17 protein-coding genes are annotated in these 19,799 nt (G+C 76.0%); 11 read left to right on the top strand and 6 right to left on the bottom strand.

The window, feature by feature from the left end; translation table 11 throughout:
* Window positions 1–6 precede the first annotated feature (6 nt).
* Together EDD39_RS25680 and EDD39_RS25685 are read left to right on the top strand one after the other, a co-directional pair.
* The gene (locus EDD39_RS25680; protein ID WP_123559725.1) at window positions 7–1,539 is read left to right on the top strand and encodes a beta-N-acetylhexosaminidase; all 1,533 of its coding nucleotides are present in this window, start codon (window positions 7–9) and stop codon (window positions 1,537–1,539) included.
* A 152-nt stretch (window positions 1,540–1,691) separates the two neighbouring features.
* The gene (locus tag EDD39_RS25685) at window positions 1,692–3,155 is read left to right on the top strand and encodes a cellulose binding domain-containing protein (RefSeq protein ID WP_123559727.1); all 1,464 of its coding nucleotides are present in this window, start codon (window positions 1,692–1,694) and stop codon (window positions 3,153–3,155) included.
* On the opposite strand, the gene EDD39_RS25690 is transcribed toward EDD39_RS25685, so the two are convergent.
* Window positions 3,044–4,537: a TIM44-like domain-containing protein gene (locus EDD39_RS25690; protein ID WP_244257042.1), complete on the bottom strand. Its 1,494-nt coding sequence runs from the start codon at window positions 4,535–4,537 to the stop codon at window positions 3,044–3,046. The two genes, EDD39_RS25685 and EDD39_RS25690, sit on opposite strands and share 112 nt — an antisense overlap.
* A gap of 199 nt (window positions 4,538–4,736) precedes the next feature.
* Here EDD39_RS25690 and EDD39_RS25695 point away from each other — a divergent pair, with 199 nt between their 5' ends.
* The 6 genes from EDD39_RS25695 to EDD39_RS25720 all read left to right on the top strand — a co-directional run bounded on the left by EDD39_RS25695 (window position 4,737) and on the right by EDD39_RS25720 (window position 8,880).
* On the top strand, window positions 4,737–5,162 hold the full coding sequence (locus EDD39_RS25695; RefSeq protein WP_162870128.1) for an NUDIX hydrolase: 426 nt from the start codon (window positions 4,737–4,739) through the stop codon (window positions 5,160–5,162).
* 88 nt (window positions 5,163–5,250) lie between these two features.
* Window positions 5,251–6,240, top strand: coding sequence for an aldo/keto reductase (locus tag EDD39_RS25700; protein WP_123559731.1), 990 nt, complete (start codon window positions 5,251–5,253; stop codon window positions 6,238–6,240).
* 63 nt (window positions 6,241–6,303) lie between these two features.
* The gene (locus EDD39_RS25705; RefSeq protein WP_123559733.1) at window positions 6,304–6,888 is read left to right on the top strand and encodes a TetR/AcrR family transcriptional regulator; all 585 of its coding nucleotides are present in this window, start codon (window positions 6,304–6,306) and stop codon (window positions 6,886–6,888) included.
* A 200-nt stretch (window positions 6,889–7,088) separates the two neighbouring features.
* A complete protein-coding gene (locus EDD39_RS25710) occupies window positions 7,089–7,598 on the top strand; it encodes a hypothetical protein (RefSeq protein WP_123559735.1) in 510 nt (169 codons plus the stop codon).
* 71 nt (window positions 7,599–7,669) lie between these two features.
* Window positions 7,670–8,119 (top strand): peptidase inhibitor family I36 protein, encoded by a 450-nt coding sequence (locus tag EDD39_RS25715; protein WP_123560887.1) that lies wholly within the window; start codon window positions 7,670–7,672, stop codon window positions 8,117–8,119.
* A gap of 197 nt (window positions 8,120–8,316) precedes the next feature.
* The gene (locus EDD39_RS25720; protein ID WP_123559737.1) at window positions 8,317–8,880 is read left to right on the top strand and encodes a hypothetical protein; all 564 of its coding nucleotides are present in this window, start codon (window positions 8,317–8,319) and stop codon (window positions 8,878–8,880) included.
* Between the two features lie 12 nt (window positions 8,881–8,892).
* Here the strand turns inward: EDD39_RS25720 and EDD39_RS25725 are convergent, their stop codons facing one another.
* The 3 genes from EDD39_RS25725 to EDD39_RS25735 all read right to left on the bottom strand — a co-directional run bounded on the left by EDD39_RS25725 (window position 8,893) and on the right by EDD39_RS25735 (window position 15,762).
* Entirely contained in the window at window positions 8,893–9,858 is a 966-nt protein-coding gene (locus EDD39_RS25725) for an ABC transporter ATP-binding protein (RefSeq protein WP_123560889.1), read from the bottom strand.
* Window positions 9,859–9,922: 64 nt separating this feature from the next.
* Window positions 9,923–12,631: a hypothetical protein gene (locus EDD39_RS25730; RefSeq protein ID WP_148089522.1), complete on the bottom strand. Its 2,709-nt coding sequence runs from the start codon at window positions 12,629–12,631 to the stop codon at window positions 9,923–9,925.
* Window positions 12,628–15,762: an FtsX-like permease family protein gene (locus tag EDD39_RS25735; protein WP_123559741.1), complete on the bottom strand. Its 3,135-nt coding sequence runs from the start codon at window positions 15,760–15,762 to the stop codon at window positions 12,628–12,630. Before EDD39_RS25735 ends, EDD39_RS25730 begins: the two co-directional genes overlap by 4 nt.
* Before the next feature lie 306 nt (window positions 15,763–16,068).
* On the opposite strand from EDD39_RS25735, the gene EDD39_RS25740 reads away from it, so the two are divergent.
* The gene (locus EDD39_RS25740; RefSeq protein WP_123559743.1) at window positions 16,069–16,740 is read left to right on the top strand and encodes a peptidylprolyl isomerase; all 672 of its coding nucleotides are present in this window, start codon (window positions 16,069–16,071) and stop codon (window positions 16,738–16,740) included.
* 7 nt (window positions 16,741–16,747) lie between these two features.
* Here EDD39_RS25740 and EDD39_RS25745 read toward each other — a convergent pair whose 3' ends face one another.
* Window positions 16,748–17,311 carry an EF-hand domain-containing protein gene (locus tag EDD39_RS25745; protein WP_123559745.1) on the bottom strand — a complete coding sequence of 188 codons (564 nt, stop codon included), beginning with the start codon at window positions 17,309–17,311 and terminating at the stop codon, window positions 16,748–16,750.
* Between the two features lie 288 nt (window positions 17,312–17,599).
* Here EDD39_RS25745 and EDD39_RS25750 point away from each other — a divergent pair, with 288 nt between their 5' ends.
* Window positions 17,600–17,812: an EF-hand domain-containing protein gene (locus tag EDD39_RS25750; RefSeq protein WP_030463784.1), complete on the top strand. Its 213-nt coding sequence runs from the start codon at window positions 17,600–17,602 to the stop codon at window positions 17,810–17,812.
* Between the two features lie 175 nt (window positions 17,813–17,987).
* Complete coding sequence (locus EDD39_RS25755) at window positions 17,988–18,566, top strand: DUF1990 family protein (protein ID WP_123559747.1); 579 nt, start codon at window positions 17,988–17,990, stop codon at window positions 18,564–18,566.
* A gap of 103 nt (window positions 18,567–18,669) precedes the next feature.
* Here EDD39_RS25755 and EDD39_RS25760 read toward each other — a convergent pair whose 3' ends face one another.
* The gene (locus EDD39_RS25760) at window positions 18,670–19,614 is read right to left on the bottom strand and encodes a serine hydrolase (protein ID WP_123559749.1); all 945 of its coding nucleotides are present in this window, start codon (window positions 19,612–19,614) and stop codon (window positions 18,670–18,672) included.
* Window positions 19,615–19,799 lie beyond the last annotated feature (185 nt).

The raw sequence follows: 19,799 nt of genomic DNA on the forward strand, positions 1-19,799 counted from the left end.
CACCCCGTGATCCTGCCGACCCCGGTCGACCTCGTTCCCGCCGCCGGACGGTTCACCCTGACCGAGCGGACCACCGTGCGCGCCGCCGGCGAAGCCGCCGCCGTCGCCGACCTGCTGCGCACCCTGCTGCGCCCCGCCACCGGGCTGCCGCTGGCGCCCGGGCCCGAGGGCACCGTGGCGCTCACCCTGGACCCCGGCGAACGGGACCTGGGGGAGGAGGGCTACCGGCTGACGGTCGACCCGTTCCAGGTGGTCCTGCACGCCGCCCGCCCCGCCGGCCTGCGGCACGCCGTGCAGACGCTGCGCCAACTGCTGCCCCCCGAGGCGCTCTCCGCCACCCCCGTCCCCGGCGTCGAGTGGACCCTGCCCGCCGTCCGGATCACCGACCGGCCGCGGCACGCCTGGCGCGGATTCATGATCGACACCGCCCGGCACTTCCAGCCCCTGGAACGCCTGCTCGCCGCCGTCGACCGGATCGCCCTGCACAAGCTCAACGTCCTGCACCTGCACCTGACCGACGACCAGGGCTGGCGGCTGCCCGTCGACGCCTACCCCGAACTCACCGGCATCGGCGCCCGCCGCGCCCGCAGCATGGTCGGCCACGCCGGCTCCACCGCCTACGACGCCCAGCCGCACCAGGGCTCCTACACCAAGGCCGAACTGCGCCGCCTGGTCGCCCACGCCGCCGAACGCGGCGTCACCGTCGTCCCCGAGATCGACATGCCCGGCCACACCCGGGCCGCCCTCGCCGCCTACCCGCACCTGGGCAACCACCCCGGGCGGCGGCTCGACGTGTGGACCGACTGGGGCGTGTGCGAGACGGTGCTCGGCGTGCACGAGGAGGCGCTCGCCTTCTGCCGCACCGTGCTGGACGAGACGATGGAGCTGTTCCCCTCCCGCTACGTCCACCTCGGCGGCGACGAGTGCCCCACCACCGAGTGGGAGCACAGCCCCGCCGCCCGCCGCCGGGCCGCCGAACTCGGCCTCGCCACCCCCGCCCGGCTGCGCGGCTGGTTCCTCGGCGAGGTCGGCCGGCACCTGCTGGACGCCGGCCGCGTCCCGGTCTGCTGGGCCGAGACCGACGGCGCCACGCTGCCCGTCGAGTTCACCGTGATGCCCTGGCGGGACGCCGACCACGGCCGGGACGCCGCCCGCCGCGGCCACGACGTGGTGATGGCCCCGCACCGCGCCACCTACCTCGACTACCCGCAGTCCGCCCGCCCCGGCGAACCGCTCGGCCAGGCCGACCACGTCGTCGACCTGCCCACCGCGCACGCCCACCAGGCCGCCCCCGCGCACTGGGACGAGGCCGAACGGGCCCGGGTACTCGGCACCCAGGCCCAGCTGTGGAGCGAGTTCGTCACCACCGCCGAGCACTTCGACTACCTCGCCTACCCCCGGCTGTGCGCCATCGCCGACCGGGCCTGGAACCCCGCCAGCGACTACGCCCGCGACTTCCTGCCCGCCCTCGCCGCGCACCGCCCCCGCCTCGCCGCCCTCGGCGTCCACCACGCCGAACGCGAGCCGGCCACCACCTGAACACCCCCCACAGACCCGGCCGCCGACCCACCGTCAGCGGCCGCCCGCAGCACGCGGACCACCTCCGCCGCCGCACCCCGCACGTGCACCGCCGGAACGTCCCTCCGCCCCGCCGCACCGCGGGGCACTCCCCCCCCACGGAAGGAACCACCGTGTCCGCACGCCCCCGCACCACCAGCCGGCGCGCCCGGCTCGCCGCGGCCGCCGCGATCACCGCGGCCGGCCTCGCCGCCACCGCGCTGACCGTCGCCCCGGCCTCGGCCGCCGACGCGTTCAGCGTCCAGTACCGCACCAGCGCCTCCGGCGCGACCGCCGACCAGTCCGAGCCCTGGCTGCAGGTCACCAACACCGGCAGCAGCACCGTCGCGCTCAGCCGGATCACCCTGCGCTACTACTTCAAGTCCGACGGCCCGTCGACCACCTACCGCTTCGCCTGCTCCTGGGCGGTCAAGGGCTGCGGCAACATCACCGGCACCTTCGGCACCCTGGCCAACCCCACCGCCACCGCCGACCGCTACCTGGAGATCGGCTTCACCGCCGGAGCCGGCTCGCTCGCCCCCGGCCAGTCCACCGGCGACATGCAGCTGCGCTTCTACCGCTCCGACTGGCAGACCCTCACCCAGTCCGACGACTACTCCTTCAGCGGCACCCAGACCGGCTACGCCGACTGGCAGAAGGTCACCCTGCAGGAGGACGGCGCGCTGACCTGGGGGACCGCCCCCACCGGCAACAACCCGTCCCCGTCGCCCAGTTCGTCCCCCTCGCCGTCCCCGTCCGGCTCCACCTCCACCCCGCCGGTCGACCCGAACGCCCCCGTCCTGTTCGACGACTTCTCCTACAACACCAGCTCCGACGCCGCCGTCCAGCAGCACGGCTGGACCGTCAAGTCCGGACAGGGCGGCCCCGGCGTCGCCGGCGCCACCTGGTCCCCGGCCGACGTCACCTTCCCGACCGTCGGCGGCAGCAAGGTGCTCAACCTGCGGCTGACCACCGACGGCACGGCCTCCGGCACCAAGGAGACCGAGATCCAGACCACCGCGCGCAAGTTCAAGAACGGCACCTACGCGGCCCGGGTCAAGTTCGCCGACGCCCCGAACAGCGGCCCCGACGGCGACCACATCAACCAGACCTTCTTCGGCTTCACCCCGCTCAACGCCCCGATGGACCCGAACTACGGCGAGGAGGACTTCGAGTACCTGCCCAACGGCGGCTGGGGCGAGCAGAGCAACATCATGTACGAGACCAGCTGGGAGACCTACAACCCGGACCCGTGGAACGCCGTCAACACCCACGGCGAGCAGCGCCAGTCCTACGACGGCTGGCACCTGCTGCAGTTCACCATCGACAACAGCAACATCACCTACTGGATCGACGGCCAGGTCGTCGCCACCCACGGCGAGCCCTACCTGCCCGAGACCCCGCAGTTCATCGACTTCAACCACTGGCTGATCGACCTCGCGGGCCAGTACTCCAACACCCCGCGCTCGTACGACGAGCAGGTCGACTACCTGTACTTCGTCAAGGACCAGGTGCTCAGCCCCGCCCAGGTCGCCTCGAACGTCGCCGCACTGCGCACGGCCGGCACCGCGTTCAAGGACACCGTCCCCGCGAGCTGACCCCGCACCGGACCGGCCGGGGCGCCCGCGCACACGCGCGGGCGCCCCGGCCGGGCTGCGGGGCGCGGTCGGCTACTCCGGGTGGCGGCGACCACGGTCCAGGTGTCGGCCGAGGCGTCGTCCATCCGCAGGTCGAACGCGAAGGCGAGCGGCCGGCGGGTGCGGGCGTCGCCGCGGAGCACCTGCTCGGTGCGCCGGTCGACCTCGTAGTAGACGCCCTCCGCGGCGACCGCGACCCGGAAGACGATCGGCTCGCGGGAGAGCAGCGAGCGCACCGTGACCGACTTGATGACGGCCTCGCGCATGACGGTCCGGTCGGGCGTGCGCACGGAGGTGAAGTCCAGGCTGCCGTCGTTCATCACCCACTCCTCGAGGAAGCGCTCGACGGCGACCTCCAGGACGGCCCGGTCGAACCGGCCGTCGAGCACGCTCAGGTCGCCGACGGCGGCGTCGGCGTCCGCGCTCCACGAGATGTTGGTGAGCGACAGGATGTCGCCCGCGCCCCGGACCGCGGTCTTCCCGGCCACCTCGAGCACCGCCTCGCGGGCGACCTCCCGCTGGTCCCAGCCGTCCGTCTCGACGGCGTTGGTCAGGTGGTGCGCGCCCTCGGCCGCCTGCTCGATCGAGGAGACGATCCACTCCCCGGCCTGGTTCTTGCGCAGCGTCCAGTACTCGACCGGGCGGGTCGAGCCGTCCTTGCGCGCGGCGTCGGTGCCGTAGCCGCTGCGCACGTAGTCGTTGAGCGTCGCGGTGATCCGGAAGGTGACGGTGTCGTTCACCTCGCCGGTGCGGTTCGCCAGGTCGACCAGCTCGACGTTGGGGCCGGAGACGACCTCCACCACGTTGACCTCGCCGCGCGAGGCGTAGTCCTGCAGTTCCTCGGCCCACTTGCCGTAGAGCACCGGGGACAGGATCTGCTGCAGCACCGCGTGGTCGTTGCGGGTCCAGGCCTGCTGGGCGGTGGTGTACAGCCAGACCGCCCGGGTCTCCAGCGCGCCGCGCTCGAAGGTCGGGTCGGTCTCGGCGAGGGCGTCGACCCGGGCCCCGATCCGGACGGCCCGCTCGCGCGCCTGCTCGTCCGCGCGGTGCGCTGCGCGGTCCGACACCGTGTTCAGGCCGGCCGCCTGCTTGGCCTTCCGGCGCCGGGACCTGATCCACAGGAACAGGACGAGGATCGCCACGATCACCAGCAGGGCCACGAACCCGCCGCCGCCCCCGCTGCCGGCCACGAACCCGTAGCCGAAGCCGCCGCCGTGGAAGCCGCCGCCACCACCACCGTGGCTGCCACCGCCGCCACCGCCGCCCCCGAACCCGTGGCTGCCGCCACCGCCCCGGGCGTACGCGAGCGTCGGGCCGCTCAGCGCGACCACTCCAGCGACCACAGTTATCCACCGACGGGCGCGCACCGGGATCCCCCTTCAAGAAATCAGAGCCGTTCCCTGCGAGCCTACAAGCCGGGCCGCCCGGGAGGCCCGTGGGCCCGGCGGCGGCCCGGCCGGGATCCCGCCCCGCGGCCCGGCCTCCCGTGGCCGCGGGGCGGGTAGGGTCCGGGCCGACGCACACGCACGAAGGGGGAACACGGTGACCGACTTCCGGGAACTCGTCCGGCAGGCCCGCGACGAGGGCATCGCCGAACTGCTGGGCGGGGTGGTGGTGCGGGACGGCAGCGGGCGGATCCTGCTGGTCCGGCGCAGCCCGGAGGACTACCTCGGCGGGTGGTGGGAGATCCCCGGCGGCTCGCTCGAACCCGGCGAGCACCCGCGGGACGGCGCGGCCCGCGAACTCGCCGAGGAGACCGGCCTCACCGGGCTCGCCCTCGCCTACCTGCACGCCGCCGACTTCACCGGCCGCACCGGCCTGCGGGCCCGCCAGTTCGCCTTCACCGCGGCCGTCCCCGACGGCGCCCCCGTCACCCTCACCGAGCACGACGCCCACCGCTGGGCCCGGCCGGACGACCTGCCGGAGGTCAGCGGCCACCACCGGGAGATCCTCGCCCGCCTCCGCTGACCGGGGCCGCCGGGGCCAGGACCAAGCTTTGACAAAATTGGACTGACAGATTTTGAAATCTGTCAGCGGATGGGCGTACGGTGGAGCCATGGAGAACACCACGCTCGGCACCACCGGCCCCTCCGTCTCCCGCCTCGGCCTGGGGCTGATGGGCATGTCCGGCATGTACGGCCCGGCAGACCGGGCCGAGAGCATCGCCACCGTGCACGCCGCCCTCGACCGGGGCGTCACGCTGCTCGACACCGGCGACTTCTACGGCATGGGGCACAACGAGATGCTGCTCCAGGAGGCGCTGCGCGGCCGCGACCGCGACCGGGCCGTCATCAGCGTCAAGTTCGGGGCGCTGCGCGACGCCGACGGCGGCTTCCTCGGAGTGGACCTGCGCCCCGCCGCGATCAAGAACTTCGTCGCCTACAGCCTCCAGCGGCTCGGCACCGACCACATCGACGTCTACCGCCCGGCCCGGATCAGCCCCGAGATCCCGATCGAGGACGTCGTCGGCACCCTCGCCGAACTGGTCGACAAGGGCTGGATCCGGCACATCGGCCTCTCCGAGGTCGGCGCCGACACGCTGCGCCGCGCCCACGCCGTCCACCCGATCACCGACGTGCAGATCGAGTACTCGCTGATCTCGCGCGGCATCGAGCAGGACATCCTGCCCACCGCGAACGAGCTCGGCGTCGCCGTCACCGCCTACGGCGTGCTCTCGCGCGGCCTGATCAGCGGCCACTGGAAGCCGCAGGCCGCCGACGGCGACTTCCGTGCCCACCTGCCGCGCTTCAGCGGCGACGCCCTCGACCACAACCTCGCCCTGGTCGAGGCCCTGCGGGCGATCGCCGCCGACAAGCGCGTCACGGTCGCCCAACTCGCCATCGCCTGGGTGCTCGGCCGCGGCGACGGCCTGGTCCCGCTGATCGGCGCCCGCCGCCGCGACCGCCTCGACGAGGCGCTCGGCGCCCTCGACGTCACCCTCACCCCCGCCGACCTCGCCGCCATCGAGGCCGCCGTGCCCGCCGACGCCGCCCGCGGCGAACGCTACGACCCGGCGCAGATGGCGATGCTCGACAGCGAGCGGTAGCACGGACGCCGGGGGAGCGGGCCCGCACCGGCCGCGACCGGCCCGAACGGTAACCTCGGGGCCATGACCGAACAGCTGACCGCCGAGCGGATCCTCGACACCGCCGAGGACGTCCTGCGCCGCTACGGCCCCGCCAAGGCGACCGTGGTGGACGTCGCCCGCGCGCTCGGCGTCAGCCACGGCAGCGTCTACCGCCACTTCGGCACCAAGGCCGCGCTGCGCGAAGCGGTCGCCGAACGCTGGCTGCGCCGGACGTCCGCCCCGATGGCCGCGATCGCCGACGACCCGGCCGTGCCGGCCCCCGAGCGGCTGCGCGGCTGGGTCCGCGCCCTCAACACGACCAAGCGGGACTACGCCCTCCAGGACCCGGAACTGCAGCGCACGTTCCGGGAACTGGTGGGCGACGCGACCGGCATCGTCACCGCGCACGAGGACGAACTGGCCGGACAGCTCGCCCGGATCGTCGCCGCCGGGGTCGCCGCGGGCGATCTCACCGCGGCCGACCCGGCCGTCGCGGGCCGCGCCGTCTTCCAGGCCACCGCCCGCTTCCACCACCCCGCGCACGCCGCCGACTGGACCGCCCCGGCCAACGACGCCGACCTGGACGCCGTCGTCGACCTGCTGCTGGCCGGCCTCGCCCCGCGCTGACCGGCCCGCCCCGCGCTCGGCCGGGCGGGGCGGGCGGGGCGGGCGGATTGACCGGGCGAGGACCCGGGGCTGGCCGATCGGGTGACAGTGCGTCAACGAAGCGATAGGCGGCCACCCCTCCTGGTGATGACTGAGCGTGACCGCCGAGCGGATCGGCGGCCCGCCCCGTCCCACGGGCTCCGCACCCGAGCAGGAGAGCCATGCCCCGCACCCCCCGGCGCCGCCACCTCCCGGCGGCCCTCGCCGCCACCGCCGCCGTCCTCGCCCTGACCGCCCTCGCCCCCGCGCCCGGCCCCGGCTCCGCGCCCGGCCCCGGTCCCGCCGCGGCCCCGCCCGCCGCCCGCGACACCGAACCCGCCTGCACCGGCGCCGTCGGCCCCGCGGTCCCCGTCACCGGCGGCACCGTCACCTGGTGCGAGACCGCCGGCGGCGGACGCCTGGTCTTCACCAACACGAGCCCCGCCGACGCCGACCTCTCGCTGGTCGTCCACGACTGCGACGGCGGCAAGGCCCCCAACCTCGACGCCGCGAAGTGCGCCGCCACCCTCAAGGGCACCCGCGACGTCGTCTGGCGGCAGGTCGGGCCGCAGCAGGCCGTGTCCGCCGACTTCGCCATCAAGAAGGGCGCCAACGCCCAGGTGTGGTGGACCGCCGACCCCGCCGACCGGGCCACCGACCTCAGGCTGCTGGGAACGCCGTGGAACGCCTGACCAGCCGCCGCCCCGCCCCGCCCACCGGCACCGGCCGGACCGGGACCCGACTCCCCGTGAGGACCCGACCGATGCACCTGCGCCCGCTCGTTCTCGCCCTGGCCCTGCTCCCGCTCGGCGCCGCCCCGGCCCTCGCCGCGCCGGTGGGGACGTCCGCGGCGGCGCCCGTGGAGGCACCCGCCGGCAACCCGCCCGGCGTGCACGTCCTCAACGGCGACAGCCGTCCCGCCCGGCACGTCGACTGCCCGGCCGGCTGGGTCTGCCTCTACGACGGCGTCCACTACGACCACGCCGCCGTCGCCCTGCTGCCCGGCACCGCGCTCACCGACACCGGGCTCCTCCGCCTGCCCGACGGCTCCCGGTTCACCGGCACCGGGGGCGTCTCCGCCTGGGTCAACAACTCGCCCGTCACCTACTGCTGGTACCCCGGCAAGGACTACCGGGGCACCGCCACCACGATGGCCCCCGCCACCCGGGGCAGCGCCTTCAACGACGCCCTCACCTCGCTCCGCCCCTGCTGATCCGCCCCTGCTGACCCGGCCCTGCTGACCCGGCCCGGCCGCTCCGGCCGGGAGCCCGGGTGGCCTGATCCGGCCAGCTGACGAAGTGTCATGATCCGTCCACCCGGCGGGCGGTGCGGGCGGCCCGCCCGGTGGATATCCTGCGGAAAGACGGCCTGAGGGAGCATCGGCCGACCACCTAGGGGGATCTCGGACCCATGTCTTACCTGCGCACCTTCCTGCCCTGGATCATCTTCGCGGTGATCCCCTCGGCCCAGTGGCAGTGGGCCGCGCTGGCCGGCCTGCTGGTCGCCGCCGCCGTCACCGTCCAGCAGCGCCTCGCCGGCGCCGGATGGGACGCGCTGATCATCGAGACCGGCTCCGCGCTGTACTTCGCGGTGCTCGCCGCGATCGCCTTCGCCGACCCGCACTCCGGCGTCCGCGACTACTCCGCCACGCTGTCCTCCGCCGTCCTCGCGGTGATCGCCGGCGGCTCGCTGCTGATCGGCAAGCCGTTCACGCTCGGCATCGCCAAGCGCACCACCCCGCGGGAGTTCTGGACGCTCAAGCCGTTCATCCGGGTCAACGTGATCATCACCTCGGTGTGGACGGCCGCCTTCGCGGTCACCGCCGTCGCCCTCGCCGTCCTCGCGCACGGCGGCCACGGGCACTCCACCACCTCGCTGATCGTCCAGATCGCCGGCTTCGTTGTCCCGATGGTCTTCACCGTCCGCTACGTCGCCATCGTCCAGGCCCGCGCCCCGCGCGCCCCGCAGACCTGACCCGACCGGCGCTCAGGCGGTGTCGTCGGGGCGGAGTTGGATGTGGTCGGTGGCGAGGTCGGCGGCGACGCGGTGCTGCATGCCGAGGGCGGTGAGGAAGGCGGCGGGGAGTTGGACGCGGCCGGTGCGGTCGAGCATGACGTATTCGCGTTCGGAGACGGTTTCGGTGCCGTGTTCGTCGATCCGGGTGCGGCGGAGGACTTCGCTGCTGGTGCGGCCGTCGCGGATGGCGACGGTGCGGCGGACTTCGCCGGCGACCATGGGGTCGTGGGTGACGATGACGACGGTGGTGGCGAGTTCGCGGTTGACGGTGCGGAAGGCGTCGAAGATGCCGGCGGCGGTGTCGGTGTCGAGTTCGCCGGTGGGTTCGTCGGCGAGCAGGACGGCGGGTTGGTTGGCGAGGGCGACGGCGATGGCGACGCGTTGCTGCTGGCCGCCGGAGAGCTGGGCGGGGCGGCGGTGCGCCAGCTCGCCGATGTCCAGCGCCTCCAGCAGCTCCGCCGTCCGCTGCCTGCGGCGGCGGGCCGCGGCCGGGGTGGAACGCTCGCCGCGCAACTGCATCGGCAGCGCCACGTTCTGCTCCGCCGTCAGGAACGGCATCAGGTTGCGGGCCGTCTGCTGCCAGACGAAGCCCACCACCTCGCGCCGGTAGCGCAGCCGCTCCTTCGCCGACATCGCCAGCAGGTCCCGGCCGTCCACCCGGGCCGACCCCGCCGTCGGCGCGTCCAGACCCGCCAGGATGTTCAGCAGCGTCGACTTGCCGCTGCCCGACGCGCCGACCAGCGCCACCAGGTCGCCCCGGTCAACCGTCAGGTCCAGGCCCTGCAAAGCCTGCACCTCGACCCTGTCCGCGGTGAAGATCTTCACCACCCGGTCGCAGGCGATCGCCGCGTCCGCCCCGTACGGCCGGGGCGCGGCGGCCGCCAGCGCCCGACTGCGCAACTCCTGCAGGCTCGGGACGTCCGCGCTGCCGGGCATGGGTTCGGTGCTCACCGTTCGGCTCCTGGAGGGAAGACTGGAGGGAAGAAGGGACAGCGGGCGGTCAACGGTCCTCCCCGGCCCGCAGCTCGACCGTGATCTGGCGGCGCCCGGAGACCAGCGCCTCCGCCAGCGCGGTGGCCGCGAACAGCACGGCCAGCGCCGCCGACCAGGTCAGCACCGACCGGGCGGACGGGGCGACACCGCCCGGCGCGGGCACGCCGACCAGCGCCGAGAGGTCCACGGCCGGGCCCAGCAGCAAGGTCGCGGCAGTGGCCAGCAGGGCGCCCGCGACCGCCGCGCCCAGCGCCGTCGGCAGCGACTCCAGCAGGATCACCGCCAGCCCCTGCCGGGGCCGCAACCCCATCGTGCGCAGCCGGGCCAGCACCGCCGCCCGCTCCGGACCGGAACGCACCAGCGTCAGCAGCACCGCGCCCGCCGCGAACACGCCCGCCGCCAGCACCGACCAGGAGAACACCCGGGCCGCCGAACGCTGCAGCGGATCCGCCGCCAGGCGCTCCCGCTCCTCCGCGCCGGTGCGCACCGCGTACGCCCCGCCGTCCGGCGCCGCCGCCGGATCCAGCCGCTGGAGCAGCCCGCGCACCTGCGCGGTGCGCAACTCGCCCGAACCCAGCCACAGGTTCGCCCCCGCCAGCGCCGGGACCTGCGCCGACGCCTGCCGGGCCGGCAGCACGACCGCCTCCCCGGTGCCCAGCGCCGGAGCGCCCCCCGCCGGCAGCACCCCCGCCGGACGGAACGACACCACCGACCGACCGGTGTGCAGCGGGTGCGCACCCGGCCCCAGCCGCCCGGCCAGCCCCGGACTGACCAGCGCGGGCGCCCAGTCCGCCCCACCACCGGACAGCGGCGCCGGATCGATCGCGGGCTGCCCGTTGCGGCGGGCCAGCGCCGCGTACTGCTGCGGATCCACCACCAGCAGCGTCACCTCCGACAGCACCGTCCCGTCCGGCGCCGCCACCGACGCCGTCCGGTCCGTCCACGCCGACACGCCCGCCCGCACCCCCGGCAGGGCCGCCGCCGCCTCGGCGAACCCGTCCGGCAGCACCGCGCGGGCCGTCACCCGGGCGTCCGCGCCGGTCTCCGCCCGCACCGCGCGCAGCCGGCCCGCGTCCACCGAGGACAGCACCGTCGCGCCGAAACCCGCCGTCGTCACCGCCAGCAGTAGCGCCAGCAACGGCAGCACCGCCGGACGCGACGCCCGGGCCAGCGCCAGGAAACCCACCGCGCCCGGCCGCCGCGCCGCCCACCGGGAGACCGCGCCCACCAGCGGCGGCAGCAGCCGGGCCAGCAGCACCGCGCCCGCCAGCGCGATCAGCAGCGGCGCCGCCACCAGCAGCAGGTCCACCCCCGCACCCGCCGGAGTCACCCCGCGCTGCCGCACCGCCACCACCGCCGCGACCGCCAGCGCCAGCACCGACAGCTCCGCCACCACCCGGCGGCGCCCCGCCGCCGCGCCCGCGTGCGGGAACAGCGCCGCCCGCAACGGGAACACCAGCAGCGCCACCGCCGCCGTCACCCCCGCCGCCAGCACCGCCCCGCCCCAGCGCGGCGACGGCAACAGGAGCAGCGCGAGCGCGGTACCCAGCGCCGCCGCCGGGAGGGTCGTCGCCGCGCTCTCGCCCAGCAGCCGCCGCAGCACCCCGCCACGGGAAGCCCCGCGGGCCCGCAGCAGCCGCAACTCGCCCGCCCGCCGCTCACCGGCCAGCACCGCCGCCAGCAGCAGCACCGTCAGCGCCACGCCCGCCGCACCCGCCGGACCCAGCACCGACAGCGGCGCCACCGCCGACTGCCGCTCGGCCGCCGTCCCCAGCAGCGCCGACAGCTGCGAACGCACCTGCACGTCCGGCCGCTCCGCGGCCACCTGCAACGCGGTGCGCTGCGGGCCGCCGGTCAGCGACCCCACCGCCGCCCGCCACCGCGGCAGCTGATCGGCCCGGGCCGCCGAGACGTCCACCGGCACCCGGACGAAGTCCTGCGGCGACTTGCCCGACCAGAACCCCAGGTCGGCCAGCTCGCCCGGCCCGACCAGCGCCGCCGCCCGCCAGTACTGGGTGCGCTCGCCCAGCGCCACCGTCGAACTCAGGCAGGCCCGCACCAGGCAGTCCGTGCCCGCCCAGAACTGCGAGGCCGGATCGGCCGCCGCGAACAGGCCCACCACCGTCGCCCGGAAGTGCCGCGGCGGGGACATCGAGGTGTCCGTCCCCGCGTCCAGCACCGCGCCCACCGACACCCCGAAGGTCCGCGCCACCTGCTCCGACAGCGCCACCTCGAAGTCCGCGCCGTCCGTCGCGGCCGGCCAGCGGCCCGCCGCCAGCGCCGACCGGGCGTCCACCCCGTGCAGGTACGCCAGGCCCAGCACCGGCGCCATGCCGTTCGGCCGCGGCAGCTCCGGGCCGGGCAGCGAACGGTCGGCCGACGTGGTCGAGCCGTACACCGCGCCCAGCCCGGTCGGCCGCAGCGGCTCCGCCACCCGGCGCACCAACTCCTGCGCCAGCACGTCCAACTGCTCGGCGGGGGAGCCCGCGCCCTGCGCGCCCAGCCGCAGCGAGGTCGCCGTCAGCACCGCGCCGTCCCGGCCGCCCGCCCGCAACTGCTCGCGCAGCGCGCCGTCCGCGCTGCGGTCCAGCGCCCGGGGCAGGGCCGCCGCCAGGAAGACCGCGACCAGCACCAGCGCCGCCGTCAACCACGCCGAGGCCCGCGCCGCACGCAGCCTGGTCCGGACCCACGGCGCCACCGCGGGAGGGGTCCTCACATCTCCTCCACGTTCCGCAGCCGGGCCGTCAGATCACGGCCCCGCCACCCCACCAGCAGCGCCGGCACCAGCAGCGCCGCCGCCGTCACCACCGCCAGCGCCGCCACCTGCCCCGGCGGCAGCCGCACCAGCACCGCCGGCAGCGGCCGGGCCGCCGCCGGGGTCAGCACCACCAGCGGCACCACCAGGTGCACCAGCAGCGCCCCCAGCAGCAGGCCCGTGCCCACCCCCAGCACCGCCAGCACGCCCTGCTCCGCCGCCACCGTCCGCAGCAGCCGGCGCCGCGGCGCGCCCAGCGCCGCCAGCACCGCGAACTCCCGGGACCGCTCCGCGGCCGCACCCGCCGCCGACGCCGCGAACCCGATCGCCGCCAGCAGCACCGCCGCCACCGCCAGCGCCGCCAGCGCCGACTGCGGGGCCGCGCCCAGCGGATCCCCGCGCAACTGCGCCGCCAGCGCGTCCCGCTCCAGCACCTGCTGCGCGAACGGCGCCGCCCGCAACTCGGCGGCCGCCCGGCGCGGCGCGTCGTCGCCCGCACCCGCCGCGGGCAGCCACCACTCGGACGGCGACACGGCGGGCTCGCCGCGCGCGTCCAACTGCCGGTCGACGGCCGCCAGGTCCAGGGCCACCGCCGGGCCCCCGGTCGCGGGCAGCGCCGTCACCGCCGCCGTCACCCGGGCGCGCAGGGTCGCCGTGCCGAACGGCACCGGCACCTCCTGGCCCACCCGCGCCCCGACCACCGCCAGGTACGACTCGGTGGCCACCGCCGACAGCGCCGGAGCCGCCGCCCGCCCGCCCGGGGCCAGCACCAGGTGCCGGGCCCCGGCCGGGGAGGCGGGCCAGGACACCGTCGGCAGGTGCCCCGCACCGTTCGAGACGGACACGCCGGTGGACGCGGACCCGCCGTTGGAGGCGGATCCGGCCGCGCCGCCGGTCAGCGACCAGTCGGCCGCGGGCGCGTCCCCCGCGGCCAGCCGGTCGACGGTCAGGCTCCCGGCGCCGCCCGGGGCGTCCACCGCCAGCCCGGCCAGCGTCAACGGGCCCGCGAGCCGGCCGTTCGGCCCGCCCGCCGCCAGGTCGACCACCAGGTGCTGCGGGCCGCCGGCCAGCGGCGCCGCCGCCGGGACGGGGTACACCAGCCCGAACCGGTCGCGCACCAGCAGCGACAGGCCCGGCGCCCCGTCCGCCGCCACGTCCAGCTCCACCCGCTCCGGCAGCGCCGGGCCGTCCACCGGCGCCGCGGCCAGCGGCCCGAACACCTCGCCCGCCGACCGCCCGCCCAGCAGGTCAGACCGGACCGGCAGGTGCGCCGCCGCCCGCCCCGCGTCCAGCAGCAGCACCGTCGCCGCCGCGCCCTGCGGCAGCGGGACGTCCCGCCGGGCCACCGGCACGATCCGCTCCCCGCCCGGCAGCGCCGCGTACACCCCGCCCTGGCCCGCCGCCGGGAGCGCGGAACCGGTGATCCGCAGGCCCCCCGCGGTCAGGAACGACGCCTGGTCGCGCTGCGACTGCGACCAGGACGCCCGCTGGCCGATCGCCAGCATGCCCACGGCCACCGCCAGCACCAGCAGCAGCACCGGCCCCGCCGCCCGGGCCGGCCGGCGCGCCAACTGCCAGCCCGCCAGCGCCGGCCCCAGCCCCGTCGAACGCGCCGCCCACCGTTCGCCCAGCCGCGACACCAGCGGCAGCACCCGCAGCACCAGCACCGTCCCCGCGCACAGCGCCAGCGTCGGCGCCACCACCAGCAGCGGGTCCACGCCGTGCGAGACCCCCGAGTACCGCGCCAACTGCCGGTACGCCACCACCGCCAGCGCCAGCAGCGCCACGTCCGCCCCCGAACGCACCACCGAGGACACCCGGGCCTGCCGCCGCCCGGCCCGCCGCAGCAGCGCCGCGCCCGCCGACCGGGCCGGCGAGGGCAGCGCCGTCAGCAGCACGCAGCCCAGCGCGCAGGCCGCGGCCACCGGCCACACCACCCACGGCAGCGACCCGGCCAACCCCGCGCCCGCCAGCGGACCGGTCGCCGCCAGCAGCCGCACCAGCCACGGCACCAGCAGCGGCGCCAGCAGAGCGGCCGGCACCGCCAGCAGCACCGCCTCGCCCGCCGCGAACACCCCGACCCGCCCGCGCGAGGCGCCGCGCGCGGCCAGCAGCCGGTTCTCCGCCGCCTGCCGGTCCGCCAGCAGGTGCACCACCAGCAGCAGCGCGGCCCCCGCCAGCACCGCCAGTTGCAGCGCGCCCACCAGCAGCGTCGAGCGCGCCACCTGGGCGTCCGAGGCCAGCTCGCCCAGCAGCGCGTCCAGCCCGGTGTCCGCGGTCAGCGCCGCGTCCCGCTCCAGCGCCGCCCCCGCCGGGGCGACCCGCGCGCGCAGCGCCGCCGCCGCGCCCGGGGTGAGGCCCGCGAAGTCCGCCCGCACCAGCCAGCTGCGGCCCGCCTGCGCCACCGCGCCGGAGGTGAATACTGCGTCGTCCACCAGCAGCGGCCCGTACGTGGTGTACGCCAGCACTTGCACGCCGCGCCCCGCCGCCGGGTCGGTCCGCCAGTACGGGTCGGACGGGTCGGCGGCCCGGTAGACGCCCGTCACCTCGACGGTCAGCGGCCGGTTGGTGAAACGGTCCGTCAGCTCCAGCCGGGCGGGCAGCGCCGCCGCGTCCAGGCCCAGCCCGGCCAGCGCGTTCTGCGGGACGGCGGCCTGGACCGGAGCCGCCGTCGAAGCGGGTGCGGGTGCGGGTGCGGTGGGCCAGGTGCCGGAGAGCAGGGCGGTGCGGTCGCGGTCGAGGGCGGCCAGCACCGTCAGGTCGGGCCGGTCGGCCGACCCCGGCAGGCCGTAGGAGCGGCTGCGGGCGACGCTCTCGACGGTGGTGGGCAGGGCGCCGAACAGCCCGCGGGCGAAGCCGGCGACCGCCGCGTCGTCCCCGGCCCGGTCGGCCACCGCGCGGTCGCCGCCGACCAGCACGGCCGCCCGCGCCGCGCCGGTGCCCTGCAGCGCGCGCCGCAGCCCCGCCTCCGCCGCCCCGCGGTCGAACGCCACCAGCGCCGTCAGCACCGAGGTGGTGATCAGCACGGTCAGCAGCGCGGCCGCCGCCAGCGGCAGCCGTCCGCGCAGCCGGCGCACGACGAAGCCGATCATCGCTTCCGCCTCCCCGGGCCCGTCCCATCGCCCGGTACTCCATTCACCGGATAGCGGACGATGGTGTCACATCGAACGGGGGGTCGAGAAGGATCTTGTGCGAACCGTTGTCAAGAGGTGGCCGGCCGGACGAGGGCCGCGGGACCGGTCGAGGTGCGGGCGCGGCGGCCGGCGGTGGGGGAGGGGAGCGGGAGAGGGGAGCGGGGGAAGGGTGGGGACGAGGGTGCGGCCGGGATTCGCGGGGCGGCCGGGTGGGCAGGTACGGCAGGTCCCTGCCAACGCACGCCCCTACCCGGAGGCTGTCGAATGAAGCGCACGTCCTGGACCGCCGGGCTGACCGCCCTGGCGGCGGTGCCGCTCGCCCTCTCCACCGCAGGCGCGGCCACCGCCGCCGAACCGGCCGCCGCACCCGCGGCCGCCACCTGCACCTACACCCCGGCGGTGCCCGCCGACAACTTCAAGGGCATCCCGGTCTTCGACGCCAAGAAGGCCGCCAAGCCCTACAGTGCCACCCTCCGCACCAGCCAGGGCGCGATCACCTTCCAGGCCCTCACCGACAAGGCCCCCTGCACCACCTACTCGTTCCGCTTCCTCGCCGAACACGACTACTACGACCGCACCCACTGCCACCGCCTCACCACCCAGCGGCTCTACGTCCTGCAGTGCGGCGACCCCACCGGCACCGGCAGCGGCGGCCCCGGCTACTCCTTCCCCGACGAGAACCTCGAGGGCGCCACCTACCCCGCCGGCACCGTGGCGATGGCCAACGCCGGGCCGAACACCAACGGCAGCCAGTTCTTTATCGTCTGGAAGGACACCAAGCTCTCCCCGGCCTACACCCCCTTCGGTCGGGTCACCGCCGGGCTCGACGTGCTGCAGAAGATCGCCGCCGGCGGCGAGGACGACCAGAACGGCCCCGGCGACGGCTTCCCGACGCTGCCCGTCAACATCCGCAACGTCGGGATCTCCAAGCACTGACCCGGCCTCAGGCCCCGGCGGCACCCCCCGCCGCCGGGGCCAGCGCCCCGCACAGGTGGTTGCCCGGGTCCGCCGGGTCCGCGCTGATCCAGAACTGCGCCCACAGCTCGGTGAACTCCGCCCGGGACAGGAAGCCGTCGCCGTCCAGGTCGACCAGCTCGAACACGCCGGTGGTGTCCGTCGGCTGCCCGTTCCACACCTCGACCAGGCGGCGGTGCTCCTCCCGGGAGATCCGGCCGTCACCGTTCTCGTCGATCGCGTCGAAGACGGTGTCCGAGGTCTCCGCCACCGCCGCCCGCATCCCCGGCAGCCGGTCCACCATCGCCAGGATCTCGTCCAGGTCGACCAGCCCGTCGCCGTTGGTGTCCGCCGCCGCGTACAGCGCGTCCCACCAGCCGAGCATCACCCGCTCCACCCGGGCCGCCAGCTCCGGCTCCGCCGCCACCCGGGGCAGCGCCTTCCAGCGGTCCGCGAGGGCGCGGAAGTCCCGCTGGTCGAGGTACCCGTTCCGGTCGGTGTCGAACGCGTGGAACATGCCCGTCAGCTTGTGGCGCTGGAACTCGCTCGCCATGGCGGCACCTCTCTCTCGGCCCGTCCCGGATCCCCACCTGGTCCGGGTGCGAGACTGATCCTTTCCACTCCGCCCCGCCCTACGGCAGCGCTCGGTCGCACGGCACCGACCCGCCCCCGCGCCGGGGGCGCACGGGAACCGGCACGCGCCGTCGCCACCGCCCGCCATCGTCCGCCTGGGTTGCCCCGGACCGGCCTGTCGGGCGCTCGGGAGCGGCGGCTATTGTGGCCCGCGCGTCGAACACGGCGCCGAGTGAGCAGTGGAACAGCGAGAAAAGGGGTGGGCCTCGTGGCCGACATCGAAGCGGCACGGGCGGCGTTCGCGCGCTTGGACGTCGACGGCGACGGGCGGGTCACCGCACGCGAGTACAAGACGGTGATGGCCCAGCTCGGCGACTACCACGTCACCGAGACGGTCGCCCAGGCGATCATCAACGCCAAGGACGCGAACGGCGACGGCAAGCTGTCCTTCGAGGAGTTCTGGACCTCCGTCCAGGGCTGACCGCCGACGGTCCGCTCCCGGCCTGCGTGCCGTGCGCCGCGTTCGACACGCCGCGCGCCGGCCGGGAGCCGCCGGTGACGTGCGCCACACCGGCAACGCCCTGACCAGGACGGACGCCCACCGGGCCGGTCCGGGCGGGTTGTCCGGCCGCCCCCGGGCGTCGTACAACTGACCGATGCCGTCGAACGACCTCCGCCGACGCCACCTCGCCGCCCGCGCCGCCGCGCCCAGCTACCCCGAGGTCGGCGCCACCCGGGCCGCCGCGCTGCCCGCCGGGTACTCCAGGCTGCGCCGCCGCGTCCACCTCGGCCACGGACCCGCCGTCCTCGAACGCGCCGGGACGTACCTGCTCGGCTGGGGCGCCCAACTCGGCTCCGGCTTCGCCGTCCACCCGGCCCCCGGCCGGATCGCCCCCGGCGACACCGTCCTGCTCCGGCTCGCCCTGCCCGGGCTGCGGCTGCCCCGCCTGGTCATCCCCTGCCGGGTGGTCTGGACGATCGAGGAACCCGACCGGATCGGCTTCGCCTACGGCACCCTCCCCGGGCACCCCGAGCGCGGCGAGGAGTCCTTCGTGGTCAGCATGGACGCGGACGGCGAGGTGTGGTTCGAGGTCGCCGCCTTCTCCCGGCTCGCCGCCTGGTACGCCCGGCTCGGCCGCCCCGTCGCCCTGCTGCTCCAGCACCTGGCGATCGAACGCTACCTGCGGGTGGTCGCCCGCGCGGCGGCCCGGACGGAGAGCGGCCGGCCGAGCTGAACGGGGCCGCCGCGCCGGGGCGTTGAGCGCTGTGGCGTTGAGCACCGGGGTGCCGGGTTGTCGGGTGCCGGGGCGTCGAACGGGGCCGCCGGACCGGCCGCCCCTACTGCTGCGCGCCGCCGGCGAAGGCCCGCACCGCCGCCGCGGCCACCGACTCCACCAGCGCGATGCCCGCGTCCTCGGTCGCCGAGCCGTCGCTCAGCACCGACACCAGCAGGGGCCGGCCGCCGTACTCGATCCGGCCGATGCTGTTGACCACCCACAGGCCGGTGCTGTCCCGGGGCAGCCAGCCGTTCTTCAGCTGCACCGCGCCGCCCTGGTCGGCCGCGGAGACGCCCCAGTCCTGGTCGTCCGCGACCAGGCCCATCAGCTTCGCCAGGTAGGCGCGGGAGGCGGAGCCCAGCGGGGAGTCCTCGGTGAAGACCACCCGCAGCAACCGCGCCTGGTCGGCCGCGGTGGTGCTGGTCAGCCCCCAGAAGCCGTCCGTCCCGGCGGCCGTCCCGGTCAGGCCGAAGGCCGCGTTCGCCTCGTCCAGGCCCGTCGCGCCGCCCACCGCGTCGAACAGGGCGGTCGCCGCGTCGTTGTCGCTCTGCTCGATCATCAGCGCGGCCGCCGCCTTCTGATCGCCGGTCAGCACGCCGTCGTTGCGCAGCAGCAGCGCCGCCAGGATGTCCACCTTGACGATCGACGCGGTGACGAACGAGTCGGTGCCCCAGGCCGCGGACGCCCCGGAGCCGGGGTCGGCGACCGTGACGGCGAAGTGCCCGTCGAGCTCGCCGAGCGCGGCGGCCAGCAGGGAGTCCGCGTCCGGGTCCGGGCCCGTGTCCGTACCGGCGTCCGCCGTGGTCGTGCCGCTGTCGGCCGCCGGTAGCGAGACGGACGCCGTCGCGCTCGCCGGGGTGCCGGTGGTCGAGCGGGAGAGCACCAGCCAGGAGCCGAGCGCCGAGAGCACCACCGCCACCGCGACCGCCCGCCTGATCCGCCGGGTGCGCCTGGCGCGCCGCTCCTGCCTACGGGAGGAGGTCCGGGATTCCGCTGGTGCCGTCATGCCGACGATGCTCCGCGGCCCGCCTTGACCTGCGATGAGTCCCGGCTGAGCCCCCACTGAGAAGCCGTCCGTCCGCATGCGGAGGCTCTTTAAGGTCCGTTGACACTCTCATCACCTCTCTGTAACTCTTGAGTGCCCTCACGCAAAAAACAGACAGATGTCTGTCGTTTTCTCGACTCTCCTCT

It is taken from the genome of Kitasatospora cineracea (assembly GCF_003751605.1).
GTDB lineage: Bacteria > Actinomycetota > Actinomycetes > Streptomycetales > Streptomycetaceae > Kitasatospora > Kitasatospora cineracea.

Excerpts from the sequence above, each read along its gene's own strand:
- EDD39_RS25755 (WP_123559747.1), top strand. The coding sequence starts at position 17,988 with ATGCCGTCGAACGACCTCCGCCGACGCCACCTCGCCGCCCGCGCCGCC.
- EDD39_RS25700 (WP_123559731.1), top strand. The coding sequence starts at position 5,251 with ATGGAGAACACCACGCTCGGCACCACCGGCCCCTCCGTCTCCCGCCTC.
- EDD39_RS25760 (WP_123559749.1), bottom strand. The coding sequence starts at position 19,614 with ATGACGGCACCAGCGGAATCCCGGACCTCCTCCCGTAGGCAGGAGCGG.
- EDD39_RS25740 (WP_123559743.1), top strand. The coding sequence starts at position 16,069 with ATGAAGCGCACGTCCTGGACCGCCGGGCTGACCGCCCTGGCGGCGGTG.
- EDD39_RS25710 (WP_123559735.1), top strand. The coding sequence starts at position 7,089 with ATGCCCCGCACCCCCCGGCGCCGCCACCTCCCGGCGGCCCTCGCCGCC.
- EDD39_RS25705 (WP_123559733.1), top strand. The coding sequence starts at position 6,304 with ATGACCGAACAGCTGACCGCCGAGCGGATCCTCGACACCGCCGAGGAC.
- EDD39_RS25715 (WP_123560887.1), top strand. The coding sequence starts at position 7,670 with ATGCACCTGCGCCCGCTCGTTCTCGCCCTGGCCCTGCTCCCGCTCGGC.
- EDD39_RS25745 (WP_123559745.1), bottom strand. The coding sequence starts at position 17,311 with ATGGCGAGCGAGTTCCAGCGCCACAAGCTGACGGGCATGTTCCACGCG.
- EDD39_RS25735 (WP_123559741.1), bottom strand. The coding sequence starts at position 15,762 with ATGATCGGCTTCGTCGTGCGCCGGCTGCGCGGACGGCTGCCGCTGGCG.
- EDD39_RS25720 (WP_123559737.1), top strand. The coding sequence starts at position 8,317 with ATGTCTTACCTGCGCACCTTCCTGCCCTGGATCATCTTCGCGGTGATC.
- EDD39_RS25725 (WP_123560889.1), bottom strand. The coding sequence starts at position 9,858 with ATGCCCGGCAGCGCGGACGTCCCGAGCCTGCAGGAGTTGCGCAGTCGG.